The organism is Gordonia hankookensis (genome assembly GCF_014673215.1).
Taxonomy (GTDB): domain Bacteria; phylum Actinomycetota; class Actinomycetes; order Mycobacteriales; family Mycobacteriaceae; genus Gordonia; species Gordonia hankookensis.
In genome coordinates this window covers 706,421-721,268 of record NZ_JACWMS010000003.1, presented here as the reverse complement: position 1 = coordinate 721,268, position 14,848 = coordinate 706,421, and the positions used below count along the sequence as shown (strand labels likewise).

17 protein-coding genes and 1 riboswitch are annotated in these 14,848 nt (G+C 68.8%); of the genes, 8 read left to right on the top strand and 9 right to left on the bottom strand.

Annotated elements, in window-relative coordinates:
• Positions 1-4: 4 nt before the first annotated feature.
• From moaC to IDF66_RS17785, 4 genes are read left to right on the top strand one after another with little or no spacing between them, the layout of a single operon-like run.
• A complete protein-coding gene (gene moaC / locus IDF66_RS17800) occupies positions 5-499 on the top strand; it encodes a cyclic pyranopterin monophosphate synthase MoaC (RefSeq protein WP_317628750.1) in 495 nt (164 codons plus the stop codon).
• Positions 492-992 (top strand): MogA/MoaB family molybdenum cofactor biosynthesis protein, encoded by a 501-nt coding sequence (locus IDF66_RS17795; RefSeq protein ID WP_164307169.1) that lies wholly within the window; start codon positions 492-494, stop codon positions 990-992. The genes moaC and IDF66_RS17795 overlap by 8 nt, the downstream gene beginning before the upstream one ends.
• Positions 992-1,444 carry a molybdenum cofactor biosynthesis protein MoaE gene (locus tag IDF66_RS17790; protein ID WP_190267960.1) on the top strand — a complete coding sequence of 151 codons (453 nt, stop codon included), beginning with the start codon at positions 992-994 and terminating at the stop codon, positions 1,442-1,444. The genes IDF66_RS17795 and IDF66_RS17790 overlap by 1 nt, the downstream gene beginning before the upstream one ends.
• A complete protein-coding gene (locus tag IDF66_RS17785; RefSeq protein WP_190267959.1) occupies positions 1,441-1,944 on the top strand; it encodes a DUF6328 family protein in 504 nt (167 codons plus the stop codon). Before IDF66_RS17790 ends, IDF66_RS17785 begins: the two co-directional genes overlap by 4 nt.
• A gap of 107 nt (positions 1,945-2,051) precedes the next feature.
• Here IDF66_RS17785 and IDF66_RS17780 read toward each other — a convergent pair whose 3' ends face one another.
• From IDF66_RS17780 to IDF66_RS17760, 5 genes are all read right to left on the bottom strand, one after another.
• Complete coding sequence (locus tag IDF66_RS17780) at positions 2,052-2,693, bottom strand: transglycosylase family protein (protein ID WP_164307166.1); 642 nt, start codon at positions 2,691-2,693, stop codon at positions 2,052-2,054.
• A gap of 5 nt (positions 2,694-2,698) precedes the next feature.
• Positions 2,699-2,881, bottom strand: a riboswitch (cyclic di-AMP (ydaO/yuaA leader).
• Between the two features lie 252 nt (positions 2,882-3,133).
• Complete coding sequence (locus IDF66_RS17775; protein ID WP_164307165.1) at positions 3,134-3,382, bottom strand: MoaD/ThiS family protein; 249 nt, start codon at positions 3,380-3,382, stop codon at positions 3,134-3,136.
• Positions 3,383-3,388: 6 nt separating this feature from the next.
• Entirely contained in the window at positions 3,389-4,477 is a 1,089-nt protein-coding gene (gene moaA, locus IDF66_RS17770) for a GTP 3',8-cyclase MoaA (RefSeq protein ID WP_190267958.1), read from the bottom strand.
• On the bottom strand, positions 4,474-5,034 hold the full coding sequence (locus IDF66_RS17765) for a flavin reductase family protein (RefSeq protein ID WP_190267957.1): 561 nt from the start codon (positions 5,032-5,034) through the stop codon (positions 4,474-4,476). Before IDF66_RS17765 ends, moaA begins: the two co-directional genes overlap by 4 nt.
• Entirely contained in the window at positions 5,031-5,240 is a 210-nt protein-coding gene (locus tag IDF66_RS17760; RefSeq protein ID WP_190267956.1) for a hypothetical protein, read from the bottom strand. The genes IDF66_RS17765 and IDF66_RS17760 overlap by 4 nt, the downstream gene beginning before the upstream one ends.
• Positions 5,241-5,461: 221 nt before the next feature.
• On the opposite strand from IDF66_RS17760, the gene IDF66_RS24070 reads away from it, so the two are divergent.
• Entirely contained in the window at positions 5,462-5,875 is a 414-nt protein-coding gene (locus tag IDF66_RS24070; RefSeq protein WP_164307758.1) for a cold-shock protein, read from the top strand.
• A gap of 16 nt (positions 5,876-5,891) precedes the next feature.
• Here the strand turns inward: IDF66_RS24070 and IDF66_RS17750 are convergent, their stop codons facing one another.
• Entirely contained in the window at positions 5,892-6,449 is a 558-nt protein-coding gene (locus IDF66_RS17750; RefSeq protein ID WP_164307161.1) for a DUF2771 family protein, read from the bottom strand.
• Positions 6,450-6,452: 3 nt separating this feature from the next.
• Complete coding sequence (locus IDF66_RS17745; protein ID WP_387999819.1) at positions 6,453-8,456, bottom strand: MFS transporter; 2,004 nt, start codon at positions 8,454-8,456, stop codon at positions 6,453-6,455.
• Positions 8,457-8,712: 256 nt separating this feature from the next.
• On the opposite strand from IDF66_RS17745, the gene IDF66_RS17740 reads away from it, so the two are divergent.
• Both IDF66_RS17740 and IDF66_RS17735 read left to right on the top strand, forming a co-directional pair.
• A complete protein-coding gene (locus IDF66_RS17740) occupies positions 8,713-9,510 on the top strand; it encodes a DUF3027 domain-containing protein (protein ID WP_223309727.1) in 798 nt (265 codons plus the stop codon).
• An 8-nt stretch (positions 9,511-9,518) separates the two neighbouring features.
• Positions 9,519-12,302 carry a sacsin N-terminal ATP-binding-like domain-containing protein gene (locus tag IDF66_RS17735; protein ID WP_190267954.1) on the top strand — a complete coding sequence of 928 codons (2,784 nt, stop codon included), beginning with the start codon at positions 9,519-9,521 and terminating at the stop codon, positions 12,300-12,302.
• Here IDF66_RS17735 and IDF66_RS17730 read toward each other — a convergent pair.
• Positions 12,271-12,858 (bottom strand): TetR/AcrR family transcriptional regulator, encoded by a 588-nt coding sequence (locus tag IDF66_RS17730; RefSeq protein ID WP_190267953.1) that lies wholly within the window; start codon positions 12,856-12,858, stop codon positions 12,271-12,273. The two genes, IDF66_RS17735 and IDF66_RS17730, sit on opposite strands and share 32 nt — an antisense overlap.
• 59 nt (positions 12,859-12,917) lie before the next feature.
• Between IDF66_RS17730 and IDF66_RS17725 the strand changes: the two genes are divergently transcribed.
• Positions 12,918-14,060 carry an acyl-CoA dehydrogenase family protein gene (locus IDF66_RS17725; protein WP_164307156.1) on the top strand — a complete coding sequence of 381 codons (1,143 nt, stop codon included), beginning with the start codon at positions 12,918-12,920 and terminating at the stop codon, positions 14,058-14,060.
• A gap of 9 nt (positions 14,061-14,069) precedes the next feature.
• On the opposite strand, the gene IDF66_RS17720 is transcribed toward IDF66_RS17725, so the two are convergent.
• On the bottom strand, positions 14,070-14,816 hold the full coding sequence (locus IDF66_RS17720; protein WP_190267952.1) for a hemerythrin domain-containing protein: 747 nt from the start codon (positions 14,814-14,816) through the stop codon (positions 14,070-14,072).
• Positions 14,817-14,848 lie beyond the last annotated feature (32 nt).

Genomic DNA, 14,848 nt, shown 5'->3' with positions numbered 1-14,848 from the left:
GAGGGTGGCCGCCGGGAGCGAAGCGAGCGGGGCGGGCCTGAGTCACATCGACTCGACCGGCGCGGCCCGGATGGTCGACGTCGGCGGCAAATCGCGCACCGACCGCCGTGCGGTGGCCGGTGGCACGTTTCGTACCACGACCGAGGTGATCGGCTTGCTCAGCGATGGCAAGCTCCCGAAGGGTGACGTCCTCGCGACCGCCCGGATCGCCGGGATCATGGCAGCCAAACGTACCGACGAACTGATCCCGCTGTGTCATCAGCTGGCCCTGTCGTCGGTCGAGGTCGAATTCGCGATCGCCGACGATCACATCGACGTCACGGCAACCGTCGGGACCAGCGGGCAGACCGGTGTCGAGATGGAAGCCCTGACCGCGGTCGCCGTCGCCGGCCTCACCTTGCACGACATGGTGAAGGCGGTCGACCGTCGCGCCAGCATGGACGGGGTGCGCCTGCTCGAGAAGACCGGAGGCAAATCGGGGTCGTGGCGACGTGAGTGAGTCACCGGGCGACGGCGGACGGCTCCGGGTGGCCAGAGTCGTGGTCGCCTCGACTCGCGCCAGCCGGGGCGACTACACCGACCGCACCGGGCCCATCATCACCGACTGGCTCACCGCCCGGGGGTTCGTCGTCGACGACCACTGCGTGGTGGCCGACGGCCTGCCGGTCGGGGACGCGATCCGCGCCGGCGTCGATACCGGCGCCGATCTGGTCATCACCACCGGCGGGACGGGCCTCTCACCGACCGATCGCACTCCCGAACAGACCCGCCCGCTGCTCGACGTCGAGATCCCCGGTCTCGCGGACGCGATCCGCTCAGCCGGCCTGCCGACGGTGCCGACCGCGGTACTGTCGCGCGGCACCGCGGGGGTGGCCGCCACGACACTGGTGATCAACCTGCCGGGCTCGACCGGTGGGGTGAGGGACGGGCTGTCCGTCCTCGCGGGGGTCCTCGACCACGCGCTCGATCAGATTCGCGGCGGCGACCACTGATGACGGAACGGGCCGTCGGCGTACAGGTGGTGCGGGCCTCTTTGTCCGACAACGAGATCGACCTGGCATCACACGAAGCGCTCGTCGTGGAGGCCGCGGGCGGTGGCGCCGGCGCGGTCGTGGGGTTCGTGGGTGCGGTGCGCAACCACGATGGCGGGCACGAGGTCACCCGCCTGGTCTATTCCGCCCATCCGACGGCGCCTGCGGTGCTGTCCGACGTCGTCGGCGATGTCGCCGGGGCAGCGGACGGGGTCCGTGCGGTGGCCGTGTCGCATCGGGTCGGAGAACTCGCGATCGGCGATGTCGCCTTCGTGGTGGCGGTCGCGGCCGATCATCGTCGAGCGGCGTTCGAGCTCTGTGCGCGCCTGGTCGACGAGGTGAAGGCGCGACTGCCGGTGTGGAAGCATCAGTTCTTCGGTGACGGTACTGACGAGTGGGTCGGCTCGGCATGACCTCGCAACGGGATGAGGACGACGCGTCGCAACCGCGTCGCCATGAGACGCCGACCGAGCGACTCGACCGCAACTGGGCGAGCCTGTTGCAGGAGCTGCGAGTGGTGCAGACCGGCGGTCAGATCCTCACCGGTCTGATGCTGACCGTCCCGTTTCAAGAGGGTTTCGAGGAGCTGAGCTCTCGTGAGCAGTACATCTTCGTCGTCAGCCTGGTTTTCGCGGTGCTGTCGACGGTCACCTTGATCTCGCCGGTGGCATTGCACCGACTGTTGTTCCGGCGTCACGCGATCGATCAGCTGGTGGACCGCGCACATCTGTTGACGCTGATCGGCATCGGATTGCTCGGAATCGCACTCATCGGCGTTCTCACGGTCATCTTCGACATCGTGTTCGGCGGCTGGGCCGCGATCACGGCCGGGTGTCTGGCCCTGGTGGTCTTTCTGTTCATGTGGGTGGCGATGCCGCTGCGTGAACGGCGACGACTGTCGCGACCCGACTGACCGGCCGGCCCATGAGAGTGGAAAAGGGCCCCGCACGGGTCTGAAACCGTCGTGCGGGGCCCTTCGACTGTGGGCCCGTGGTTGTCGGGCCGAGTCAGCTGCTCCTATCAGGGAGTGGGCAGCTGGTCCTTGTGCTCGTTGAACAGCTTGATCTGGTCAGGGGTGAGCTCGTAGCCGCTCTTCTTGGCCATATCCCACATGTTCTTGACCTCGGGCGAGATCTTGCCCTTCTCCTGCGCCTGGCTCAGCGCGGAGTCGAGCTGCTTCTGCACGTCACCGGTGCTCTTGGCCTCGGGTGCGGCCGACCAGTTGAACGGTGCCGGCAGCTTCGGGAGCTGCAGGCGCGGTGCCTCGCTCGGCGCGCTGCGCTGCGTGGCGCCCGAGAGTCCGGTGCCGCACACGGGCCATGCGCCCTTGCCCTGGCTGCCCAGCACGCGCTCGGCAACCACGATCTGCTGCTCCTTGGTGGCCTGATCGGCGCTCGGCGCGAACTGCGTGCCGCCGTGGCCTGCCCAGGTGCTCTGGTTGAACTGGAGTCCGCCCTGGTAACCGTTGCCGGTGTTGATGGCCCAGTTGCCGCCAGACTCGCACTGGGCGACCTGGTTCCATTCGGCGTCGGTTGCGGCGTTGGCCGAGCCGGTGCCACCCAGAAGGGCTGCACCGCCGCCGAGGACGGCCCCGGTGAGGGCGACCTTGGCGAAGGTCTTGGTGGGAGTGCCTGTCGTCGGTTTGCGATGGCGTCCGGACATGGTGGTGTTCCTCTCTCCACGCGCCTACGAAGTCAGCTGTCGGGTTCGGGCGAGAGGTGCCCGGTCTCGGCCTGACGTGAGTCACGCCGGGACTTAACCCCAAGGACGTCGTGATGACCGTCCGGTTCTCTGTCGGAGGGTGGGTCCCCCGTCCTCGCTCCTAGATGTCGTTCTGGTGCGTCCCGTGACGGAGCGAGGTTCGGCGCGGCCGACGGGACGTTATGCATTTGGTTACTTGCTCGTGACCCCCCGGGGGGCGTCGTTCAGTCACAGTACGACGTCTGCGAGCTCGAATCACGTTGTTGGCAAGCCTGTTTTCGGCGCCTGATTGGGTCTCCCGACCCAATTCGAGGGTCGTCCCTGCTCACGGGGCGATAGTCGACTTGTGTCCTTCTCGTTATCGACCCGTTATGTGAGGAAGCTCACAGGCGACTGTGGCGTCAGCCACCGGCAAATGGCGGCAGAACATCGACGATCGCACACGTCCCAAGGGTCACACTGCGATCGCAGAGCGCGACGGAGTCGCGAAGGTATGAACACCGCGCCAACACCCGCCGCAGATCCGGATTGTCGGCGGACAGGATCGACTCGAGGTCGGCGAGCGTCGTATCCGCGTCGACGTCGATGACGACCGTGTCACTGCCGGCCGCAGCACGCGCGGCAGCGAAGTACCGGACGGTCAACTCCATCGCCGATCAGCCCCCGATGGCCGACATCGGCCGCGTGGGCTGGTGGAACTCGGGGCCGTTCACGCCGTGCCCGGCCGCCTTGACCCAGGTGTTGCCGCGCCAGCGGTCGGCGATCGCCGCGTCGAGGCGATCGCCCTGTAGACCGCTGCGCAGAACGGCGCGGAGATCGGTCTCCGACTCCGCGAACAGGCAGTTGCGCAAAGCTCCGTCTGCGGTGAGCCGGGTGCGATCACAGTCTCCGCAGAACGGACGGGTGACCGATGCGATCACCCCGACGCGCGCGGGCGCACCGTCCACGTAGTGACCGTCGACCAGCCAGGTCGCGGCGGGAGCGCTGCCGCGTGGCCGGGGATCGGGCAGCAGGGTGTAGCCGGCGCGCAGCGCGGCGAGGATCTCGTCGGCGGTGACCATCGACGACCGGTCCCAGCGGTGCTCGGCGTCCAGCGGCATCTGCTCGATGATGCGCAGCTGGTAGCCGTGGTCGAGGCAGAACCCGAGGAGGTCGGGGAGGCGGTCGAGATCGTCGTGGCCGGCGAGGACCGCGTTCACCTTGATCGAGCGAACTCCGGCGGCCCGGGCGGCGGCGAGCCCGTCGACGACGTCGTCGAGGCGGTCGCGCCGGGTGATCGCGGCGAATCGCTCTCGGTCGACGGTGTCGAGTGAGACGTTGATCCGGTCGAGTCCGGCCGCCACCAGCGGCTCGATCCGGTGCCGGAGGCCGAGGCCGTTGGTGGTCATCGCGATCTCGGGTGGGTCGGGCAGGTCCGATACGGCGGCGATCAGGTCCTCGAGGTCGCGCCGGAGCAGCGGCTCCCCGCCGGTGAAACGGATGGTGCGGATGCCGAGGTCGCGCACCGCCACGGTCATCACCCGGATCAGCTCCGCGGTCGTGAGCACGTCGTCGGTGGGGAGCCAGTCGAGACCCTCGGCGGGCATGCAGTAGGTGCAGCGCAGATTGCAGCGATCGGTCACCGACACGCGCAGATCAGTGGCGATCCGGCCGAACCGATCCCGTAGCGGACCCGTTGTGGGGGTGTCCGCAGGCGGCACATCTTTCGGCGCGGTGGTGGGGAGGCCGAGCCCGACGACGGTCATGGGCCGGTACTCCGCACTTCCAATGAGCGAAATGTGCTGGCGTGGAACACGAGTGGTTCCACCCCGGCGTCGTACCGCAGTGCCTCGATGCGGAGGAGGACCAAGGTGTGGTCGCCGGCCGGGATCTCGTTGTGGAGCGAACAGGACAGACACGCGGCCGCGTCCGGGATGAACACAGCGCCGTCGTCGGTGCCGGAAGGGGTGATCCCGGAGAAGCGGGCATCGCTCGGGCCGGCGAGCTGTCGACACAGGTCGGACTGATCGCGCGCGAATACGCTGACGCCGATGGCCGGGGCCGCACGGAGTCGTGGCCACGTGGTCGACGTGTTCTGGACGCACAGCGAGACGAGTGGCGGATCGAGCGAGACCGTGGTGAACGCGCTCGCCGCCATCCCGACGAGTTCCGGCGCGCCGTCGGCGCCGTCGGCGCCGGCGACGCGGCACGCGACCGCGACGACGCCGGACGGGAAGCAACTGTAGGCGCGTTTGAGCACATCGACGTCGGCCGCGGGCGACAGTTCGGCGGTCGTGGTCGGGAACGCGGAGTCGAGGGTCACCGTGCGCGCCGCCCCGATCGGAGTGCGAAGACCAGCCCGATCACGAAACCCACCGGCGCGCACATGGTCAGCAGGTAGACGAACGTGGGTGCCGTGCCACCGTCGGTGACCAGCGGGGTCACGAACAGTGCGACGATCGCCGCGAGTCCGATCGCGAACACGACCACGGCCAGCTGCAGCAGTCGCGGGGACGATTGGCTCTTCATGTCTTCCACGGTAGAACACGTGACGGCTCGGTGACGCCGGTGATCGGCGCCGGAGGTGAGGTAATCCACGTGACCGGTCCGATTCGCGTTGGCTAGACTGAGTGCTCATTGGCGCCTCTGCTCATCTGATGTGGAGCCGGGTCCCGTTCACGGGATCAGCTGTGACTCAGGTCAGGGGCGCTTTTGTCATGGACTCCGACGTACAGGTGAGGGTGAGCACGGTGCCGACCGGCAAGGTGAAGTGGTACGACGCGGAAAAGGGTTTCGGCTTCCTCGCGCAGGACAGCGGTGAGGACGTCTACGTCCGATCGTCCGCATTGCCCGACGGCGTGGAGGGTCTGAAGCCCGGCCAGCGCGTCGAGTTCGGCATGGCCGCGGGACGTCGAGGACCGCAGGCGCTGACCGTCACCGTTCTCGAACCGGCGCCCAGCGTCGCGAAGAACACGCGCGAGGCGGCGCGCAAGGAGACCAAACGCCACACCCCCGACGAACTGCACGGCATGGTCGCCGACCTGATCACCCTGCTCGAGGGTGCCGTGCAGCCGGAGCTCCGAAAGGGTCGCTACCCGGATCGCAAGACGTCACAGCGTATCTCCGAGGTGGTCCGCGCGGTCACCCGCGAACTGGAGCGTTGACCTGACCGGGTGAACGTCAGCGCGGATCAGCGGCGGGCAGTCGTAGGTCCTGCGGGCTCGTGTCGGCCGCGAGGTAGCCGCGCGCGATCACGTTGTTGTTCTCGGCGTCGGCGATCGCCGACGGCACCTGCACCTCGACGTTGACCAGGATTCGGTCCGGCGTCGAGTGCAGCACCGTGGTGTAGGTGGAGTTCGACCGCATCGGGACCGACGTCCCGTCGAGTCCCTCGGGTGTGAGGTACTGGATCACCAGATTCCACGGCCATTCGGCGATGTCCTTGGACACCGACAGCATCACCGATTCCCCGACCGGTACCGGCACGCGCTGGGCCTGGGCATCGGCGATCCTCTTGGGCTCGCAGTTCTTGAGGAAGACGTCGCACATCCGGGTCGGCTCCACGCGTACGAGCCGATCGCCCACTGCGAGTTGCAGATACGGATGTTCCTCGGTCGAATCGCCGGACCACTGATCCTTCGTCAGGACGGCCACCGTCCCACCGACGATCACGACGAACGCGACCACCACGGCCGCGATGATCGCGAGCGCCTTTTTTTCTCCACTGTTCAGGTGCACGGTCTACGACTGTCCTCGATCGGGTTCGGCCGGCATCTTCCGGGTCGGGTCCGCGGCGTGGCCGCGACGGTGATCAGGGTGCCGACCACCTGGATGATGCGTGATGCGGGTCGGGGCGTCGGACGGGGGGTGGTGTCCGTGCGACGACGGGCGCGGGGGTGGCCCGGGGTTGCCGACTGCGCGCAACGCCACCGTCGGTGCGGCGTAATCGGGTCGTTGTCCGCCGATACCCGGCACCAGCGACGATCCGCGCGTGGTCATCACGGTCTGCAGCAGGCCGATACCCAGTAGCACCGCGACGACGGTGAAGCCGATCCACAGAGTCGGGGGCAGCAGGACACCGAGTGTGGCCCCGAAGACCCATCCGAGCTGGAGAACGGTCTCCGACCGCCCGAAGGCCGAGGCCCGCGACTCCTCGGGCAGGTCGTCCTGGATCGACGAGTCGAGACAGACCTTGCCGATCGCACTGGTGCCGGAGGCGACGAAAGCGGCCAGCGTGGCGATCACGATGTTGCCGAAGATCGCGGCCAGCGCGGCGACGACGAAACAGGCGGCGGTGGACCAGACCACGATCCGCGGTGGGTTCTTCAGCTCCAGTCGGGTGCCGAGCCCGTTGCCGATCATGTTTCCGACACCCGCGGCGGCGCCGACCGCACCGAGCAGGACGAGTTGCGTCCAGTCGGAATGCACATCCTGCTGTGCCTTGGCGTAGAAGGCGATGTAGAGGGTGAGGAACCCGGTCAGGATGCGGATGGTCGCGTTGCCCCACAGCCCCGCGACGACCTTGCGGCCCAGTGGCTGTCGCATCTTCGCTGCCAGCGCGGTGGCCGTCTCGCGGGCGCCACGGCGCCCGCCCGCGGCATCACCCGTGGGAGCGTGCGACATCGCCGGTTCCCCGTGGTAGGTCAGCGTGGTCGGGATCTCGCCCTCGGTCACCTCGACCCACGACGGGATGCGCATGCACAGCCAGGCGCCGACAGCGGCGATCACCGCGAGCCAGGCCATCGCGCCGGGGATGTGGATGGGCAGCACCTTGGCCAGCAGCATCTCGAACATCGCCGCGACGGCGCCGCCGATGATGGTGCCGCCGATCAGGCCGAAGGTGGTGAGACGGGAGTTGACCCTGGGCAGGTCGATCGTCGGCGGCACCACGCGTGGCGTCACCGCGGACTTGAGGACCCCGAACGATTTGGACAGCACCAGCAGACCCAGCGCGCAGGGATAGAGCACCCAGGGGTCGTACTGCAGTTGTTGCGTCGTCGTGTCCCAGGACGAGTTCGCCAGGATGAGCAACGCCAGGATCACCCTGAGCCCGAACGTGGTCGCCATCGCGATGCGGCGGCCGTGCTGGAGGCGATCGAGCATGGGGCCGATCAACGGTGCGATCAGTGCGAACGGGGCGATCGTCAGCGCCAGGTAGAGGCCGACATTCGTCTTCGACTCGCCAGTGGCGGCCGCGAAGAACAGCGTGTTGGCCAGTGCGACGGCCATCGCGGCGTCCACCGCGAAGTTGACGATCACCGGCAGCGTCAGGGCGGTCAGGCCGGAGCGATCGGCGCCGTCGGCGGTCGCGGCCTGGTAGATCTTGCCGATCCCACGCCCGGTCAACTCGCGGCTGCGCATCGCGGCGACGCGTGCGACGGTGATCTTCTTGGGTACTCCCGGACCAGACGTGCCGCCTGCCATCGCCCTGGTCCCGCCGATCCGGTCGGTCGGGGCGCCTGACGGGGTCTCATCGCGCCCGTCGAGGGGCGGCAGATGTGGATTGTGGGTGGGCGGTGGCAGATACGCGGTGTCGGCCGGGCCGCGGGACGAGGGGCGTCCGGCCGCCGGACGCCGGGCGGTGATCGGCTCGTCGGCGGGGTAGTTGGCGGTGCCGGGGTGCTGCCGACGACTACGACCATCGTGGCCTGCACCCGGTCCGACATCGTGACCCGCGCCGCGCGGGTCGGGGCCCGTCGGTTCGCTTCGCTCCCCCCGGGGGAAGCGGGGGCTGGGTCGGTTCACACCGACAATTGTTCCTCATCCCACCGACTCGGTGTCGGCACGGCCATCGCCCGCGCGTTTGACGGTCCACACAACGCCGACCGCGCGCAGTTGCTGTCGCCCGGGCAAGCGCATTCGCGGGCAGGCTCGACGCGGTGCGGCACAGGACCGGGCTCAGGACCGGGCTCAGGACCGGGGTGAAGGACTCCGGTGCGAGACGGCGGTGCGAGACGGCGGTGCGAAGCAAAGTGCGGGTCGGTGCCGCCGCGATCGCGCGATGTTGCACACTGGACACGTGACTCTTGCATTCGACGGTGACCGGCTGCTCGCCGCTGTCGACGTGGCGCGCGCAGCGTTGGTCGAAGACGGTCAGCACCCCGGGGCTCACCTGGAGAGCACCCCGGAGGGGGATTGGGCGGTCGCCCACTACTTCGAGGCCGACCTCGCCGGCTACCGAGGCTGGCAGTGGTGCGTCGTGCTGGCCGGGGCGCCGGGCACCGACGAGATCACTGTCAGTGAGCTCGTGTTGCTGCCGGGCCAGGGATCGCTGCTGGCCCCGAACTGGGTGCCGTGGAACGAGCGGGTCGTCGCCGGCGACCTGTCACCGGGCGACGTCCTGGCCGCCGATCCCGGCGATCCGCGGCTGGTACCCAATCAGATCGACAACGGCGACGAGTTCGCGCTGTCGTCCGACGACGACGATCCCGACGACATCGGACAGATCGCCGGTGAACTCGGCCTCGGTCGTCGGCGACTGCTGAGTCCCGACGGTCGTGACGATGCCGCGCAGCGCTGGCACGACGGGGAGTTCGGTCCGCGCAGCGAGATGGCGGCCGCCGCGGCCTACTCGTGTGCCAGTTGTGGCTTCTACCTCCCGCTCGCCGGTGCACTGCGGCCTGCGTTCGGCGTGTGCGCCAACGAGTACTCGGCCGACGGCCATGTGGTCGCCGCCGACTACGGGTGCGGTGCCCACTCCGACGTCCCCGCACCGTCCGGTGGTGGATCGCCGGCCTACGATGCCTACGACGACGGCGTCCTCGAGATCGTCAGCGCCGGCGCTGACGCGACGTCCTGACCGACGCCGTGCCCTCGGGCGTCGATGCCTCCGACCTCGACGACCCCTTCGGTCTCGACGAGCTCCGTACGGCCACGCTCGACGCGTGGCGTACCTCACCCACGAGATTCGCCGAAGACGCTGCGGCCGAACGGGATCTGGTCACCGTCGGCTATCGGGACCGTCTGTTCGTCGAATTGGCGGCCAACGCCGCGGACGCCGCATCCGTCTCCGGTTCCCCTGGGCGGCTCAGCGTCTGGCTCGACGGACGTGCGCTGCACGTGGCCAACACCGGTGCCCCGCTGACCGTCGACGGCGTGCGGTCGCTGTTGTCGCTGAGGGTGTCGGCCAAGCGAGCTGATCTGGGACCACCGAGCGTCGGCCGGTTCGGGGTCGGCTTCACCGCGACCGGCACCGTCGCTGATCGCATCGAGGTCCGGTCCACGTCCGGGTCGTTCGTCGTCGATCGCGACCGGACCGCACAGGCTGCCCGCGACGCCGGGGTGGCCGCTTCGGGGTCTGGTCACGCGCCCCTGCTCCGGCTGGCGTGGGCTCTCGACGCGACTCCGGCGCCCGACCACGACACCGAGATCGTCCTGCACCTGCGCGACGACGTCTCGGCCGACGCGCTGTTGGCGGCAGCCCGAGCGCAGGCCCCCGATCTGCTCCTGGAATTGGCAGGCCTGGACGAGATCGCGGTGTCCGGCTCGACGACGACGATCAACCGGGGGAAGCCCGCCGCGCACGAGCGGACCCGCAGATCGACGATCACCGGGACAGCGGCGACCGATCCTGTGGTGCGGACCTGGATCGAGGCCGAGCGCGGCGGCACCCGATGGTTGATCGAGGCGGGGGAGTCGGGACCGCGACTGCGCGACAAAGAGGTCCTCAGAGCGCCGACCCCGACCGACATCGAGTTGTCGTTGCCTGCGCGGTGCATCACCGACCTCCCGCTCACCCCCGATCGTCGACACCTGCATCCGAACGCCGACATAGGCACGGCGGCAACGGGTCACGCGGACCTGATGGCGGGTGTGCCCGCGGCGTGGCGGCCGCTGTTGATCCCCTTGCCTGCGCGGGCCCGCAACCGCGACGACGCGGCGCTGATCGAGGCCGTGCTCGGTGAACTCCGCGACAGCGCGTGGCTGCCGGCCGCGGAAGGGGCCGACCTGGTCCCATCCCGGGCAGTCGTCCTGCCAGACCTGAGTGCGGATCTCGCCGCCGTGCTCGCCCCGGTCCTCGGGGATCTGGCCCACCCCGATGTCTCCGAACGTCGCCATCTCGGCCGTCTGCGCACGGTCGGCGTCGGCGAGATCGGGCTCGCCGACATCGCGGAGAGGCTGGTCGGCGTCGAACGCGAACCGGCGTGGTGGCGTGACCTGTATGCGGCGCTGTCGCCGTTCGTGACCACCGGCATCGACGCTGACGAACTCGGTGCGCTGCCGATCCCGCGCGCCGACGGCCGGATGAACATCGGTGCGCGCGGGGTGTTCGTCGCCGACGGCATCGACATCCCGATGCGCTGGATCCCGACCGTCGCGGCGGCCGCGCGACATCCGCTGGTGGAACGGCTCGGCGCCGAGCCGATCTCGATTGATCACGTGCTCGCAGATCCGGCGTTGGCACAACTCGTCGACGAGGCCGACGACGACGAACTCGTCGAGGTGGCCGACGAGGTCTTCGCGCTGCTCGCCGCGGACCCCGCTGCGGCAGTGCCGGATCGGCTGTCGGGGCTGCCGGTGCCCGACCGGGACGGGGAGCTGCGTGCCGCCGACGAGCTCCTGCTGCCGGACAGTCCGCTGGCATCGGTGCTCGTCGACGATGCGCCGTTCGGTGTCGTGTCCGACGAACTGGTCCGTCGCGTCGGGCCCGACGTGTTGCGGCGGCTCGGCGTGGGCTGGGGCTTTCACGTCCTCGTCGACGATCTCCCGGTGGCGCCCGATCACGACCTGCCCGACGAGGAACACTGGTGGGACACCAACGACGATCCCCCGCAAAGTCTCTCGGCCGTACGCGATCTCGACCTCGTCGACGAGAACCGCTGGCACGACGCACTCACGCTTCTGGCCACCGACGACGCCGTCGCGCCACTGCTCGCCGATCGCGCCGGGTACACCGCCTGGTGGCTGCGCCACCACGCGCTGATCGACGGACATCCGCTGGGGTGGTACCGGGCACCGTCGGATCTCACGGTCGAGGGGGTGCGCGATCCGCTGGATCATCCGCACGCCGACATGTTCGCCGCGGCACTGGGCACCGGCGACGTCGAATCGGCCACCGACGCCGGCACCGTGCTCGCCAGTCTCGGTGATCCGAGGCGTCAGATCGCCGCGGGTGTGGCGGGCACGGTGTATGCATCGGTCGTGCGGGCATGCCGATCCGGTCTGTTCGAGGCGACAGAACTCCCAGTGCCGCAACGGGTTCGGACAGTCTCGGGGGAGACCGCAGAACAGGCCGCGGTGCTCGACCACCCGTGGCTGATCCAGACGATGGATCCCGACACGACGGTCGTGCTGGGCAGCCGCGTCACCGCCGACGACGCCGAGATCCTCGCCGACATCCTCGATCTGCCGACCGCGGGTGAGCTGGCGCGCGCCGTGGTGCGCGACGAAGGGGTGGCCGCCACCTGGACGTCCACCGACGCGGTGCTGTTCGCCGCGGAGTGGGGTCGCGACCTCGGCCACGGCGAGGTGCGACTCCACGAGGAACTCTGGATACGGCTACAGCGCAACGGCTCCGACTCGGATGTCGAGGTGACCTGGTGGGTGGACGATCGCGGGGTCACTCACCTCGCGCGTCGATTCCCCCGGTGAGGATGGAGGCCAGCTGCCGGTAGGCCTCCGCGTCGTCGAGGCCCGTGGTGACCGCCACGTCACGGCGCTGAATCCGGGTCATCATGGATGCCGCGAGATCGGCGGCGAAGGCGGCGTTCACGTCGCGGAATGCCCCGGTCGCCACCCCTGCGGTGATCAGCTCACCGACCCGGACGGTGGCGGCCTCGGTGTTGCGTTCGTAGAGTTCCCGGGTCGGTTCGTAGGCGTGCAGGTCGGTCATGAACGCACCCGAGGCGGGTGCGAGTGCGTCCCCGACCGCGATGAGGTACGTGATCACCTTCGCGCGCGCATCCGTCTGCTGGGCCACCCGTGCCTCGACCTGATCTGTCGCCGTCCGGAAGAAGTGCGTCACCGTCTTGACCACCAGTTGCTCTTTGCTGGCGGCGAGCGTGTACAGCGTCGACTTCGAGCATCGCAGTGCCGAGGCCAACTCGGCCACGCCGAGGTGGGCGAATCCCTCGGAGAGCAGGAGTCGGACCAGCGCGTCGAACAGGTCGCCGCGACGTCGGGTGGCGAAGCCGGTGTTGTCACTCACGCCCCCATAGTACTGTGGAAAGTACTTCAGTACTGTTTTCTTTCCCTCGGAGGTCCGACATGCCGGTTGATCGACTGCTGCCCACGGATGAGGCGCATGACCTCATCGCCCTGACCAGGGATTTTGCCGACAAAAGGTTCGTTCCGATTGTCGACGAGTACGAGAAGGCGGAGAAGTATCCCGACGGCTTGTTCGCCGAGATGGGCGAGGCGGGTCTGCTCGGTCTGCCGTATCCGGTCGAGTGGGAGGGCGGTGGTCAGCCCTACGAGGTGTACCTGCAGGTCCTCGAGGAGCTCGGGGCGCGGTGGGCGGCGGTGGCGGTCGCGGTCAGCGTGCACGGACTGGCGTGCCATCCGCTGTTCACCTTCGGTACCGAGGAGCAGAAACAGCGGTGGCTACCGGATCTGTTGAACGGGCGACTGATCGGTGCCTACAGCCTGTCCGAGCCTCAGGCCGGATCCGATGCGGCGGCACTGACCTGCAGGGCAGCTGCCGTCGACGGCGGATACCGGGTGAACGGAGCCAAGGCGTGGATCACCCACGGCGGTATCGCCGATGCCTACAACCTGTTCGTCCGCACGGGTGAGGGATCGAAGGGCATCAGCTGCCTCCTCGTTCCCCGTGACACCGACGGACTCACCTTCGGCAGGCCGGAGGAGAAGATGGGTCTGCATGCGGTGCCCACCACGTCGGCCACCTACGACGATGCCCTCGTCGCCGACGACCGTCTGCTCGGTGGTGAAGGGGCGGGGCTGACCATCGCTTTCTCGGCCCTCGACTCCGGGCGGCTGGGTATCGCCGCGGTGGCCACCGGACTCGCCCAGGCCGCCCTCGACGCCGCCGTCGACTATGCCCAGGAGCGAACGACCTTCGGCCGCAAGATCATCGATCATCAGGGCCTGGCATTCCTGCTCGCCGACATGGCCGCCGCAGTGGATTCGGCGAGGGCGACCTACCTCGACGCAGCGCGTCGGCGTGACGCCGGACGTCCGTACTCCCGGGCCGCCGCGACGGCGAAACTGGTTGCCACCGACGCCGCCATGAAGGTCACCACCGACGCGGTCCAGGTGCTCGGTGGCTACGGCTACACCCGCGACTTCCGCGTCGAGCGCTACATGCGCGAGGCCAAGATCACGCAGATCTTCGAGGGCACCAACCAGATCCAGCGACTCGTGATCGGACGGGCACTGGCCTCGCGATGATCCGCCAACTCAGATGGCGACATCGGGATCGTAGCGGAAGGCGCGCCGTTCACCGCGCCTGAAGGACCTCGAACCCAGCCGCGCGATGACCCACATCGGCCCCGGGATGCGCGGGCGCAGCTGACGATACGCGTCCTCGTCGAGCCCTTTGACGGCCCACGGTGCGACACGGAACAGGTCGCGAAGCCTGTTGTCCTCGCCGAACCTCTTCTCCAGCGTGGCCCAGTCGTCCTCCGAGAGATACTGCTGGATCAGGGCGAGTGCGTCGTTCTCCTCGTGCGCGAGATGGGTCGCGAGATGCTCCTGTGTGCGGCCGAGGACGTCGGTCAGGTTGTCGCGTGATCGTTCGTCGGCGCCCGCGGCCATCGCCGCGAAGCCGTCGTCGCATGCCGCGAGAAGCGGATCGATCTGGCCGTGCTCGGCCTCCATCGCATCGAGGACGGCCTTCTCGGCGCTCGTGCACCGGGACTCGAGCAGCGGCCAGAGCCAGGCGTCCTCGCCGGCGTGATGGTGATGCAGCGTCTCACGGAACAGCGACCACCGCTCCTGCAATGCGTGCCAGGTGGCGCGGTCGGGAACCGGCGTGTGCGGTGCGCAGCGGACGAACCCCGCCAGGTCCCGGCGGAACGCGTGGTGCATCACGTACATCATGAACGGATCGATCGGGCCGTCGGGAGCGGCTGCCTGGCCGGGCAGCCGGACCTGGGTGACGGTCGTCCCTGCGGTCCCTGCGGTGGTGTTCTGGGTGGTGGTCATCGGAGTCTCCTTGTCGGTGGGCTGTCTCGACA